Origin of the sequence: Helicobacter japonicus (assembly GCF_000762845.2) — a bacterium.
In the GTDB taxonomy this organism is placed as follows: Bacteria; Campylobacterota; Campylobacteria; order Campylobacterales; family Helicobacteraceae; genus Helicobacter_C; species Helicobacter_C japonicus.
This window is the reverse complement of sequence record NZ_JRMQ02000005.1, coordinates 68,307-80,668: the sequence shown is the minus strand read 5'-3', so window position 1 is coordinate 80,668 and position 12,362 is coordinate 68,307. Positions and strand designations below refer to the sequence as shown.

At 34.7% G+C, this 12,362-nt stretch carries 13 protein-coding genes; 11 read left to right on the top strand and 2 right to left on the bottom strand.

The window, feature by feature from the left end; all coding sequences use genetic code 11:
- Window positions 1–5 precede the first annotated feature (5 nt).
- A complete protein-coding gene (gene mog, locus LS65_RS05040; protein ID WP_138129782.1) occupies window positions 6–536 on the top strand; it encodes a molybdopterin adenylyltransferase in 531 nt (176 codons plus the stop codon).
- A 116-nt stretch (window positions 537–652) separates the two neighbouring features.
- Window positions 653–946, top strand: coding sequence for a hypothetical protein (locus LS65_RS05035; protein WP_236096640.1), 294 nt, complete (start codon window positions 653–655; stop codon window positions 944–946).
- Between the two features lie 3 nt (window positions 947–949).
- Here LS65_RS05035 and LS65_RS05030 read toward each other — a convergent pair whose 3' ends face one another.
- Entirely contained in the window at window positions 950–1,594 is a 645-nt protein-coding gene (locus LS65_RS05030; protein ID WP_034363551.1) for a Fic family protein, read from the bottom strand.
- Window positions 1,578–2,315: an ankyrin repeat domain-containing protein gene (locus LS65_RS05025; RefSeq protein WP_034363553.1), complete on the bottom strand. Its 738-nt coding sequence runs from the start codon at window positions 2,313–2,315 to the stop codon at window positions 1,578–1,580. Before LS65_RS05025 ends, LS65_RS05030 begins: the two co-directional genes overlap by 17 nt.
- A 323-nt stretch (window positions 2,316–2,638) precedes the next feature.
- On the opposite strand from LS65_RS05025, the gene moaC reads away from it, so the two are divergent.
- The 9 genes from moaC to LS65_RS04980 all read left to right on the top strand — a co-directional run bounded on the left by moaC (window position 2,639) and on the right by LS65_RS04980 (window position 12,360).
- On the top strand, window positions 2,639–3,115 hold the full coding sequence (gene moaC / locus LS65_RS05015; protein WP_034363558.1) for a cyclic pyranopterin monophosphate synthase MoaC: 477 nt from the start codon (window positions 2,639–2,641) through the stop codon (window positions 3,113–3,115).
- Entirely contained in the window at window positions 3,054–4,502 is a 1,449-nt protein-coding gene (locus LS65_RS05010; RefSeq protein WP_236096639.1) for a DNA recombination protein RmuC, read from the top strand. Before moaC ends, LS65_RS05010 begins: the two co-directional genes overlap by 62 nt.
- Before the next feature lie 110 nt (window positions 4,503–4,612).
- Window positions 4,613–5,773: a radical SAM protein gene (locus LS65_RS05005; RefSeq protein WP_338323598.1), complete on the top strand. Its 1,161-nt coding sequence runs from the start codon at window positions 4,613–4,615 to the stop codon at window positions 5,771–5,773.
- A gap of 1 nt (window position 5,774) precedes the next feature.
- Window positions 5,775–6,095 carry a hypothetical protein gene (locus tag LS65_RS10160; RefSeq protein WP_034363561.1) on the top strand — a complete coding sequence of 107 codons (321 nt, stop codon included), beginning with the start codon at window positions 5,775–5,777 and terminating at the stop codon, window positions 6,093–6,095.
- A complete protein-coding gene (locus LS65_RS05000) occupies window positions 6,085–7,020 on the top strand; it encodes a glycosyltransferase family A protein (protein WP_052061167.1) in 936 nt (311 codons plus the stop codon). The genes LS65_RS10160 and LS65_RS05000 overlap by 11 nt, the downstream gene beginning before the upstream one ends.
- Window positions 7,021–7,158: 138 nt before the next feature.
- Complete coding sequence (gene trxA / locus LS65_RS04995; RefSeq protein WP_034363564.1) at window positions 7,159–7,479, top strand: thioredoxin; 321 nt, start codon at window positions 7,159–7,161, stop codon at window positions 7,477–7,479.
- 216 nt (window positions 7,480–7,695) lie between these two features.
- Window positions 7,696–9,285, top strand: a complete 1,590-nt coding sequence (locus LS65_RS04990) for a phosphoethanolamine transferase (RefSeq protein ID WP_034363566.1) — start codon at window positions 7,696–7,698, stop codon at window positions 9,283–9,285.
- Between the two features lie 173 nt (window positions 9,286–9,458).
- Entirely contained in the window at window positions 9,459–10,619 is a 1,161-nt protein-coding gene (locus LS65_RS04985) for a hydrogenase small subunit (RefSeq protein ID WP_034363568.1), read from the top strand.
- Between the two features lie 10 nt (window positions 10,620–10,629).
- Window positions 10,630–12,360, top strand: coding sequence for a nickel-dependent hydrogenase large subunit (locus LS65_RS04980; RefSeq protein WP_034363569.1), 1,731 nt, complete (start codon window positions 10,630–10,632; stop codon window positions 12,358–12,360).
- Window positions 12,361–12,362: the final 2 nt, after the last annotated feature.

The following is a 12,362-nucleotide window of genomic DNA, read 5'->3' as shown; positions in this document are numbered from 1 at the left end:
AAAATATGCACACTATCAAAATAGGTATTTTAGTTTCAAGTGATAGGGCATCTCAAGGTATATATGAGGACATTTCAGGCAAGGCAATACAAGAAGTATTGAATGAATATATTCTGAATCCTTGCGAATATCACTACCACATCATTAGTGATGAGCAGGAATTAATAGAATCAAATCTCAAGCATTTAAGCGATAAAAAAGGTTGTGATTTAATCGTTACCACAGGCGGCACAGGACCAGCTAAAAGAGATGTAACTCCGGAAGCGACACAAAATGTGTGTGAAAAAATGCTGCCTGGCTTTGGGGAGCTTATGCGGAGTGTAAGCCTCAAATATGTCCCCACAGCAATTCTTTCTCGTCAAAGTGCGGGGATTCGTGGAAAAAGCCTTATTATCAATCTACCGGGTAAGCCTAAAAGCATTAGAGAATGCTTAGAGGCAGTATTTCCTGCTGTGCCTTATTGCATTGATTTGATTGAAGGAGGCTATATCCACGCTAATACTGCTAATATCCATATTTTCCGCCCTAAAGCATAAATTATTTAAATAGTAAATGCAAATTTTAATTAAAAATGTTACTTCAATACTGAACAAAAACAAAAAAACTTATTTTTTGAATACAATGTTTTATATCAAAATCCAAAGGAAAAACAATGACAAGAGAACAAGCAGAGCTAATCATCAAAGAGGAATGTTTGCAAGTCATTTGGGACAATGAGGCTTCGAAGCCCTTATGTGCGGGTATTAAGCACGATAAACAAAGAGATAAATATATTTCTTTTATCACAGATTCTAAAGCAGAAGTGATAAAGTGGAGGAGTATTGAGTTTGAGGGAGATAGATATAGTGAAACTTTTGAAGAAGTATTTAGTGATGAGGATACAGCCCTCTATGCGCTTATCAATCGTGCAAGAATGATAAAGCAAGGAAAGATTAGCTTTGTGTAGAATCTAAATTTCTAGATTCATAAAGACTAGCTCTTCAAGGCTTTGTAAATTGCCTCTCATCGACCTATTAAGTGCAATAACTTGCTTTCTTCTCTCTATATTCTCTATATCAAATTTAATATGTAATGTTTGAGCAAACATTTCTAAAAATAGCCTTGAAACTCTGCCATTACCCTCGCGAAATGGGTGCAAGAAATTAAGCCTAGCCCAAAGACTTGCTAATTTTTTAGCTATCATTTTTTGATATGTATAATCTCTTTGAGATTGCATAGATTCAATGTGTGTTTGGCTAAAATCTTTGGTATTTAGATTCTTAAATTCAAGTGTAGAAAATATCGAATCTGCATAGCTTGAAATCTCATCTCCGCGACAAAATTGAATAATATATTTGCTAAACTTACCGCTAAATCCTAGCTCATATCTATCTTGCCCCGCCCATTCAAAAATATCTTGAAAGACATATAAATGGATATGTTTATATTGCGCATAATCAAAATTATCGAAATTCCAAAAGCGAGTATTAGACTTTAACTCCAAAATTCTAAACTGCGTTAGCTCTCGCATTTTCAGCTCTAATGCTTCACCTAATAACCCAAGTTTATTATGAACTATAAGGCTATCAAAGTCGTTGTTATTTCTTAGTTGCATAGGCTCGCATTTGCTCTTTTAGCTCCTCCCATTCCTCAATAGGCATTATCTCTCTTATCCACTCATCTGGGTCAGTCTCATAGCGATAATCATCTTCGCCATCTTCATTCTCTGCATATACTGCAGGTTCGTCCCAAATCTCATTTTCCCATTGCTCCATATAGCTATCAAAACCCTCTATAACTGCTTCAACATCTCCGGCTTTATCTATCAAAATTTCTACCACAGGTGGCATTTTCTCATTGATAAAATCAAACTTCCACGCATTAAGAACAGAATATAGCACAACTTGCCCATTGCCAGATTCTGTATCTAGCAAACTCTCATCACTAATATTTTGTTCTTGAAATTGCTTTAAAATAGAATCTTTTGTATCCGTTAAGAAAAATGGAACTTCCATTTCTTCCTTTTCTTCATATTTGCCGTGTTTTTCTTGCCACCTATCTCTAACGCTATCAATCATTTTAGCTATATAAGCATTATCATTTTCATAGGCTATATTAAAAGGTGTTTTACCCTCATTATTGCGGATAAAGGGATTTGCATCAATAAGCATCGCAACCCCTCCTTCACTATTTAGTCTTGCTGCGTGGTGGAGTAGTGTATTGCCATCTTCATCTTGCGTATCAATACCTTCACTATCAACAAGAAAGATTTGAAGTTTGTTCACATCACCATCTTCTAGTGCCTTAAGTAATTCTGCAAATCTTGTTTTTTCCATATTTTTTCTCCTGTAACTCTAATATGTTTTGCGATACAAATTGCACAAACAGCAATTTGTAAAAACTCTTTTACCTTTTCCACATCATTTGTTAAAACGAGTGCAACTAATTCGCTCTCAAGAGCATTTCTTTGCCTTAACTTCATTGCCTCAATTTCCCCATTTATTCATTTATGTCTCCTTTGTCATAATTAAGGTTATTTTTTTTTTTTTTGTAATACTAAAGTTATTTAGCTTATATCAAAGTTAAAATATATAAGTGATATAAGCCAAAATTGATATAATGCTACGAGGTTTTATAAACTTTAATTTTAAGGAACAATATGCAACTTACTCATCTCAATAAACAAAATAATCCAACAATGGTTGATGTGAGTGATAAGCATATCACTACACGTGAAGCTTATGCAAGTGGCGTTATCTCAATGAGTGAGCAAGCCTTTGAATCCGCCATAAATCACACAGGGAAAAAAGGTCCTATTACTCAAACAGCCATTATTGCTGCGATTATGGGGAGCAAAAAAACAAGTGAGATTATCCCTATGTGCCACCCGCTTATGATAAATAAAATCAATGTGGATATAACCCCAAATCCTGCTAAACACTCTATCACGCTTGGTGTTTTAGTCAAATGTGAGGGTAAAACAGGTGTAGAAATGGAAGCACTCACTGGCGTGAGTATCGGGCTTTTGACAATCTATGATATGCTAAAGGCTATTGATAGGTCTATGGTTATAAGTGATATTTGCTTACAATCAAAAAGCGGTGGCAAAAGTGGGGAATATCATCGTGGAAATTGAGATTATTTTAAGTGCTTTTGTAGGGATAGTATGTGGAGCTGTGGGTGTATGGCTATGGCAAAAAAGAGTTATCAAAAATTTAGAATCCACCTTTAATGAGAAATTAGAAAAGCAAAGACTAGAAAACCAAAGCTTGTCAGTTACTCTTGCTGAATCTAAAGGCACTATGCAATCTATGGAATCTACCTTTACACAAAGAATAAAAGACTTGCAGGAAAATTTTGAACTTCGCTCCAAAGAAGAAAAAGCACATTATGAAGAGCGACTTATAGCAGAAAAGGCACATTCACAAGATATTTTGCATAAACTACAAGAGCAATACACTCTCACTCAAACCGAAAATAACAAAAAAGAGGAAGAGTTAAAAAATGCCTTTAAAGCCATAAGTGCAGATATTTTGCGTCAAAATACCCAAAGCTTTAATCAAATGCAACTCCTCTCACTCCAACCTTTGCGAGAAGAAATCACAAGATTCACCAAGCAGCTCAATGATAATCATACCTCTACACTCACACAACATACTGCCTTACAAACACAAATTGAGCAATTAAGCAAACTCAATATGCAGCTCTCAAATGATGCGCATAATCTCACAAATGCTCTCAAAGGTGGAAATAAAACACAAGGAAATTGGGGTGAAATCATCTTGCAGCGTGTATTTGAAAATAGCGGTCTGCAAGAAGGACGAGAATATGAATTGCAAACGAGTATGCGTAATGATGAAGCACAAATGCTCCGTCCTGATGCGATTGTAAAATTACCCAAAAGTGGCAATGAACAACGATGCGTGATTGTAGATTCTAAAACTTCACTTATAGCATACGAAAAATTATGCAATGCAGAAAACGAAATACAAAAATTAAGCGCGCAAAAAGAATTAGCACACTCCATACAAACGCATTTTAGCAATTTGAGTGCTAAAAATTATCAGCAATATTTACAAGGACAAAAACTTGATTTTGTGCTAATGTTTATTCCTATTGAGGGAGCATTTTTAGAAGCAATGCAATATGATTCTACGCTTTATGATAGGGCATATCAAAAAGGTGTAGTGCTAGTATCGCCTACTACAATTATGGCAGTGCTAAAAATTATCCATAATTTATGGCAGATTGAATATCGTGATAAAAATATCAATAAAATATTTAGTGAAATTAAAAAACTTTTTGAACGTATTGAAAAATTTGAAAATGTGCTAGAACAACTTGGACGCAACATTGATACGATGAAAAAAACTTATGATGATGTAATGACTAAATATAATGGAAAACAAGGCATTGCCAATACAAGTAAAAATATTCATAATCTGCTTAGGGGAGCAGAGACCCAAACACTTTCAGATTCTATAAATACAAATTATACGCTTGGCAATAACAATGAAAATTAATGCCTTAGGTGATAAAACAAAAAGGACGACTAAGATTCTATGCTTAAAAATATCTGCAATAAAAGGATAATTTTATGATAGAATTATCCTTTTTATAATATTTAAGGAGCATTCAATGGATACAGCAAGAATATACGGGGGGGGGGGATACACTAAAAACATCCTCTAACCTTAAAATCACTTCCAAACATTTTGTCCTCACAACAAAAAAACTCCCTACAAGACGCGGTGTCATTTGGCTTGGTCAAACTTGCAATCTCAATTGCTATTTTTGTTATTTTGCCGAACGCATTGCTGATAAAAATCACCCTGAACACGCATTTTTTAGTCTAGAAAAAGCTCAAGAAATTTGTAGAATCTTCGCACAAGAATATGGCTTAAATAGTATTGATATTCAAGGTGGTGAGCCCACTATTTATCCGCATATTTTTGAACTTATAACATATTGCAATAGCATTAATCTCAAACCAACTTTAATCACAAATCTTATATCACTTGCAAATTTTAAGCATTGTTTGAAATTTAAAGAAGCAGGTGTTTATGACTTTTTGGTATCTCTCCACGGCATTGGTGAAAATTATGACAAAGTAGTAGGTAAAAAAGGCGCATTTGAAAAGCAAATACAAGCTTTAGAAAATTTAAAACAACTTGAGATTCCTATCCGTGTCAATGCAGTGCTTTCTAATGAAATCATTAATGATTTAGAACAAATTATAAATCTTGCCATTACATATAAAGCAAGGGCTGTTAATTTTCTAGCTTATAACAACACAGGCGATCAAAAAATCTTACGTGATACACACAAAATCCCCTATTATGATATTATAGGAGAGAAGTTAGAACAATGTGTAGAGATTTTAGAAAGTCAAAATATTGAAGTAAATATTCGTTTTTTACCCTTTTGTGTGATAGGTGAAAAATATCGTAAAAATATTCAAAATAGCCTCCAGATGATATATGACAATCACGAATGGGAGATAAGCTCTCGTCTATGGATAGACAGACCAGCTCAAAGAAGAGCAAAAGAATCTATTGAAAAAAGAAAAAGTGTATATTATCTCTCTCGTATTAAATTTTCTAAATTTTATCGTGAAAAATCACTACAAGAAAAATTATGGTGGTTACGCTCACTTATAAAACCATTTTTTGGCTTTTTTATTCCTAAAAATTATAAAAAATATCTCCCCTATCAAAAACCTATACTCAAAAAAATACGCTTTTATACACCAGATATTGATGAAGCTTATATAAATGGGGGGGGGCATAAGTAAAATGGAAGCATTCTATATTGAACAATCAAAAATTATGGCAAAAGTCTCCTCTCATAAAATATACCATAAAAAATGTTTAGATTGCTCCATTTCGCATATTTGTGATGGATTCTATAGGGATTTTATAGATGAGTTTGGTAGCAATGCTATTAAACCCATTGAAATTCTCACCCCACAAGGCAATAAATGTCAAATTTATGACCCCACATACTACACACAACATCAATATAAAGTTATTGAACAACAAGAATTTGAATGGTTTTTTGATGAAGAAGAGAAAAAAGAAATAAAAAGGCAAATGGAGACTCTTAATGTCAAATAATACGCCTCATACAGAAAAATTACAAGAGATAAAACTCCCTTATGTTGGTGTTATTGTGAGCTGCTATAATTATGAATCCTTTATCACCTCTTGCTTAGAATCTATACTCGCACAAAATTATCCATATCTTACAATTATTGTTGTAGATGATGGGAGCAAGGATAATTCAACTCAAGTTATTCAAACTTTTTGCAAACGACAGGGATTAAGTAATATTCATCTCATTACACAAGAAAATAAAGGGCAATTAGGAAGTTTTAATACTGCTTTTCAAGCAATAAAAAATGAAGAAATTATATTTTTTATGGACGCTGATGATATGATGAAGCCTGATTATATAATAAAATGCGTTCAAATGTATCTTGCAAATCCACATATTGATATGGCTTTTTGCAATGTAGAATACTTACAAAATGATAAATATTATTTCAAACAAAGCCCACATCCAAATGGTCCTCTTGGTTTTAGTTTGTTTCGCTCATACTTTTTGAAAGATTATTTAGGGCATTCTACCTCCACGATAAGCATACGCACAAATACTCTTGCTCATATTTTGCCTCTAGAACTAGAGCAAGAATGGAAAATTCGTGCTGATGATTGTATTATTTGGGGTGCAAGTTTAGTTGGAGCGTGTATCTATCACTTAGATTTTTATGGCATTATATACCGCATACATCAATCAAACAATCATTATGGCAAACATTTTGACCTACACTACCTTTACAAAAGAGAGTTAAATATTGAACGACTTTTTACACATATATTGACAAAAAACCGCATTATTCTTTCGGTCTCAACACTTTATTTAGAATTTTTATCAAATGGCAATCGCTTAAAATATGCTAAAATCACCCTTTTAACACCTTTTACTTTTGTGAGAAAATGCCTTTTGTTAGTGCGGATTCTATGCAAAATAAAAAGATAACTCCTGCCGATTACTTTAAAAAACTAAAATCAATAAACTTTTTATTGAATAATGCAATGTATAATAAGTATATAAATGTCATTTTATGTCGCATAGGTGCGCTTTAGTGGCGTTTAAACTAAAAATAAGGAGCTTATTATGGCTAAATATATAGAGTTAAGTAACGACAACTTTGACACGGAGGTTATGAGTGGTGGCGTTGCATTAGTGGATTTTTGGGCACCTTGGTGTAATCCTTGCAAAATGCTTGCACCTGTGATTGATAAACTTGCTGAAAATTATGAGGGAAAAGCAAAAGTATGTAAGGTGAATGTGGATAATGAAGCTGAACTTTCAAAGAAATTTGGTATTAGAAATATCCCTACGATACTCTTTTTTAAAGATGGAGAAGTTAAAGATCAAATAACAGGTGCTCAACCTGAACAAGTTATTCGCGAAAAACTTGATGCTCTTCTTTAAAATATAAAACATTATTGCACTCTCACATTTTGGTGTGTAGAAACTAGTTTGAATCTTATAATTTGGGGATTTTCACAACAAAATCTCCAAATTAAACTCAAGTAGCGTTCTTACAAAAAGCAATGACACGAAGAGTTTCACACAGATTCTAAAACATAAAGTGTATTTGTCATTATGCCAAAACAAGCAATAATTTTATTTTACTAAGCTTTTAAAATGTTTATATCCTTTAAGAAATACTCTCTTTTTCATTTCAATTATCACATACTTATACTTGCTGTCGCAACTTTTATTGCTTTATGCCTTAACCACACCTTTAATACCACATTTGATAAAGTCGCTACACAAGTAGAATTTACCTATCTTACCTATTATGGAAGAATAATTCATATCTTTATACTTGCACTTGCACTTGAAATTTTATGCCTACGCTTTAGTGCCAAATATATCTTAGGATTTGTGTTACTCCTTAGCAGTGTGTGTGGATTCTATATGGATTCACTTGGCATAGTCATAAATGAAGATATTATTCAAAGCGTATTTAATACACATACTGATGAAGCTTTAGATATGATAAGCTTTGGCTTTATGGGTTATGTGCTAGGATTTGGTATTCTACCCTGCTTTGTATTAAGTCTTATCAAGATTAAAAAACCTACTTTTATTGCTTCTTGCAAACAAAAAATACTTGCTGTGGGGATTCTTAGTGTGCTCATAGCACTAGGCTATATCACTTTAGGAAAAGATATTATCTTTATTTTTAAAACACAAAAAAATATAGAAGGTATGCTTAATCCCATAGCACCTATCCGCTCTGGCATATTGTATATTCAGAACCAAGTAGAGCAGAGAGACTTTAAACCTGTTATTGTCGCTCAAGATGCGACCTTGGCACAAGATACCCCTCCACAAATTGTGCTTTTTGTCATTGGTGAAAGCACAAGAAGCGCAAACTTTGCACTCAATGGTTATACAAAACCTACAAATCCTTACACAAGCACACTTAATGTCATAAGTTTTGATGACTTTTATTCTTGTGGTGTTATTACAGCTATTTCTGTGCCTTGTATGCTCACACACTACACACAAAAAACCTACACAAATCGTAATTTATCTCTTTATACTAATAATATTCTTGATATAGCCCAAGATGTCGGCTATGAAGTATGGTATTTGGGCAATAATGGCGGTAAATGTGTAGGAGGCTGCGACAAAAACATCAAACATACAATTTATTACCCAAATGATAGCCTTGATGGCATAATGCTCCCTGATATAAAGCACATTATAGAAAATGCACAAAAAACAAAGCAAAATACCTTTATTATCGCACACGGCTATGGAAGTCACGGGGCTTCTTACGCACTTCGCTATCCTCCAAATTTTGAGCATTTTAATCCAGCGTGTAAGCAAAAAGAACTTTCAAAATGCACGTATGAAGAAATCGTCAATGCCTACGATAATTCACTTCTCTATAATGATTGGTTCTTGGCACAAATAATTCACACATTAAAGCAAACAAATATGCGCTCGATGCTTTGGTATGTAAGTGACCACGGAGAAAGCCTAGGAGAATTAGGACAATATATGCACGGAGGCTTAGGTTATACCCTTGCCCCAAAGTATCAAAAGCATATCCCCTCAATTATGTGGTTTAGCACCCAATGGGGTGAGATTCCTGCTCTCGCTTTGGCTCAAAAACATACAGAACTTAATCACGATTATATATTTCATACTTTACTCCATTTACTCGGTATTCAAACACAAGCTTATGATAAGCATCTTGATATTTTAAATCCTCAATAAAACAAGATTTGAAGATTCATACATTTTTTTTATTCGTATTAATATTAAAACTCTATTTACCTTTTGTAACTTTTATTTTTTAAAAAAAATACTTTTTATCCCTCTCAATTCTCAATATATTTTGAAACATTGTAAAATATAGTTAAACGCAAAACACAACAGAAAGGATTGCTATGAAAATACAAGATGCTCATCAGGAGTTGTTTCAAAAAGCTTCCAAAAGACTTGAGCGACTCTCCAAAGTTTCCGCCCACAATGCAGACAAAAACTTACTTCAAGAGTTAAAGTCTAAAGGATTCTCGCGCCGAGATTTTATTAAATGGTCTGGTATGATGACTGCCGCACTTGCACTTCCTGCAAGTTTTGCTCCATTAACTGCAAAAGCTGCAGAACTTGCGAACCGACTCCCTGTCGTATGGCTTCATATGGCAGAATGCACCGGCTGCAGTGAAAGTTTATTGCGGAGTGATGCGCCTAGCATAGATTCTCTTATCTTTGATTATATTAGTCTTGAATATCACGAAACCGTTATGGCGGCTTCTGGTTGGCAAGCTGAAGCAAATCTCGAAAATGCTATTCATAAATATGCCGGTGAATATATTCTTATGGTAGAAGGTGGGATTCCAAAAGGAAGTAGCGAATTCTATCTCACTATAGGAGGACACGGACGCACAGGTGCAGAAGAAGCTAGAATAGCAGCAAAAAATGCAAAAGCAATCTTTGCTATCGGAACTTGTTCAAGTTTTGGTGGGGTGCAAGCTGCTTATCCAAACCCAACAAATGCTATGCCTCTTAGCAAAATTACAGATCGCAAAGTGATTAATGTACCCGGTTGTCCGCCAAGTGAAAAAAATATCGTAGGAAATGTGTTGCATTTTATTCTCTTTGGTGAATTACCTACACTTGATGCTTATAATCGTCCAACTTGGGCTTATGGATTAAGAATCCACGATTTATGTGAGCGCAGAGGACGATTTGATGCAGGACAATTTGTAGAGCATTTTGGTGATGAAAATGCACAAAAAGGCTATTGTCTTTATAAAGTCGGGTGCAAAGGTCCTTACACTTTCAATAACTGCTCAAAATTGCGATTTAATCAACACACGAATTGGCCTATTGGTGCAGGACACGGCTGTATAGGTTGTAGTGAGCCAAATTTTTGGGATACTATGAATCCATTTGAAGAACCTATCGGTAATCGCCTCTATGCGACAAATTATAATGGAATGGGTGCAGATAAAACAGCAGATACTATCGGTGCAGTAATACTTGGAGCTGCAGCAGTAGGTATAGCAGCACACGCCATTATTAGCTCAACACAGAATGCAAAATAAGGAGTAAAAAATGACAAAACGTATAATAGTAGATCCAATTACAAGAATTGAAGGGCATTTGCGTATTGAAGTGATTGTTGATGATAATAATGTTATACAAGATGCATTTTCTACCTCAACTTTATGGAGAGGATTAGAAACAATTGTAAAAAACCGCGACCCACGTGATGCTGGATTCCTTGTGCAAAGAATTTGTGGTGTATGCACCTACTCTCACTATAAAGCAGGGATTGTCGCTGTTGAAAACGCACTTGGCATTAAACCGCCACTTAATGCAATTCTCACGCGCACATTGATGAATATCTCACTTTTCTTGCACGACCACGCAGTGCATTTTTATACTTTACACGGACTTGATTGGTGTGATATTACTTCTGCATTAAAAGCTGATTGTGACAAAGCAGCAAAACTTGCATTTAAATATAGTGCAAATCCTCTTTATACGGGGGAAAACGATTTAAAAGCTGTGCAAGAAAAAGTAGCAAATTTCGTAAAACAAGGTGCATTAGGACCATTTGCTAACGCATATTGGGGGCACAAAACATACAGATTTACTCCAGAACAGAATCTTATTGTTCTCTCACATTATCTCAAACTTCTTGAAGTGCAACGTATAATTGCCCAAATGATGGCAATTTTTGGTGCAAAAAACCCACATCCACAAAGCCTTACCGTGGGTGGTGTAACTTCTGTTATGGATATTTTAGATCCTAGCCGATTGGGTGAGTGGCTTTCAAAATATAAAGAAATAGTAGATTTTATTAATCGTGCATACTGGGCAGATATTATTATGGCAGCTGAATCTTACAAAGTTGAGGATTCTGTGCTTAAAGGTTGTGGGGTAAAAAATTTCATCAGCTTCCAAGAAATGCAAGTAGGTGAAGATGAATGGCTTTTTAGCAGTGGAATTGTTAAAAATGGTGATTTAAGTAAGGTATATCCTATTGATGAAAGTAAAATTACAGAGGAAGCTACACACTCTTGGTATGAAGACAATGAGCCTCTCCACCCTTATGATGGTAAAACAAATCCAAAATATACAGGATTCAAAGATGCTCAGACAATCGGTGCTGATGGCAAACTTGTAGATTCTAAAATTATTGATGAAAATGGTAAATATTCGTGGATTAAATCTCCACGATATGATGGAGAACCTATGGAAGTGGGACCTCTTGCAAGCGTAGTTGTAGGATATGCGAGTGGTAATCCAGCAATTGTAAAAGTTGTAGATGAATTTTTAAATATTACAGGGTTGCCACTAGAGGCAATCTTTAGCACACTTGGTAGAACTGCAGCACGTGCAATTGAATGCAAAGTTGTGGCAGACAATGGTCTTAAGGCTTTTAATGCACTTACTGCAAATCTTGCCTCTGGTGATAAAAGCACCTGCGCACCTTATGTTATAGATAAGCATAAAGAATACAAAGGACGTTATATTGGTAATGTCCCACGAGGAATGCTTAGCCATTGGGTGCGTATTAAAAATGGTGTGATTGAAAATTATCAAGCGGTTGTGCCTTCTACTTGGAATGCAGGTCCTCGCGATTCTAAAGGACAAAAAGGACCTTATGAAATGAGTTTGATTGGAACACAGGTTAAAGATATCACACAACCTTTAGAAATTATCCGCCATATTCACTCATTTGATCCTTGTATCGCTTGTGCAGTACATGTTATGGATACACAAGGCAATGAGCTAAGTCAATACAAAGTAGAGCCATCATTTGCAAGACTTCACTAAAG

What these genes read in the sequence shown, in the direction of transcription:
- LS65_RS05035 (WP_236096640.1), top strand. Translation starts at nt 653, where the DNA reads ATGACAAGAGAACAAGCAGAGCTAATCATCAAAGAGGAATGTTTGCAA.
- LS65_RS05025 (WP_034363553.1), bottom strand. Translation starts at nt 2,315, where the DNA reads ATGGAAAAAACAAGATTTGCAGAATTACTTAAGGCACTAGAAGATGGT.
- mog (WP_138129782.1), top strand. Translation starts at nt 6, where the DNA reads ATGCACACTATCAAAATAGGTATTTTAGTTTCAAGTGATAGGGCATCT.
- LS65_RS05000 (WP_052061167.1), top strand. Translation starts at nt 6,085, where the DNA reads ATGTCAAATAATACGCCTCATACAGAAAAATTACAAGAGATAAAACTC.
- LS65_RS04980 (WP_034363569.1), top strand. Translation starts at nt 10,630, where the DNA reads ATGACAAAACGTATAATAGTAGATCCAATTACAAGAATTGAAGGGCAT.
- moaC (WP_034363558.1), top strand. Translation starts at nt 2,639, where the DNA reads ATGCAACTTACTCATCTCAATAAACAAAATAATCCAACAATGGTTGAT.
- LS65_RS04985 (WP_034363568.1), top strand. Translation starts at nt 9,459, where the DNA reads ATGAAAATACAAGATGCTCATCAGGAGTTGTTTCAAAAAGCTTCCAAA.
- LS65_RS10160 (WP_034363561.1), top strand. Translation starts at nt 5,775, where the DNA reads ATGGAAGCATTCTATATTGAACAATCAAAAATTATGGCAAAAGTCTCC.
- LS65_RS05030 (WP_034363551.1), bottom strand. Translation starts at nt 1,594, where the DNA reads ATGCAACTAAGAAATAACAACGACTTTGATAGCCTTATAGTTCATAAT.
- LS65_RS04990 (WP_034363566.1), top strand. Translation starts at nt 7,696, where the DNA reads ATGTTTATATCCTTTAAGAAATACTCTCTTTTTCATTTCAATTATCAC.
- trxA (WP_034363564.1), top strand. Translation starts at nt 7,159, where the DNA reads ATGGCTAAATATATAGAGTTAAGTAACGACAACTTTGACACGGAGGTT.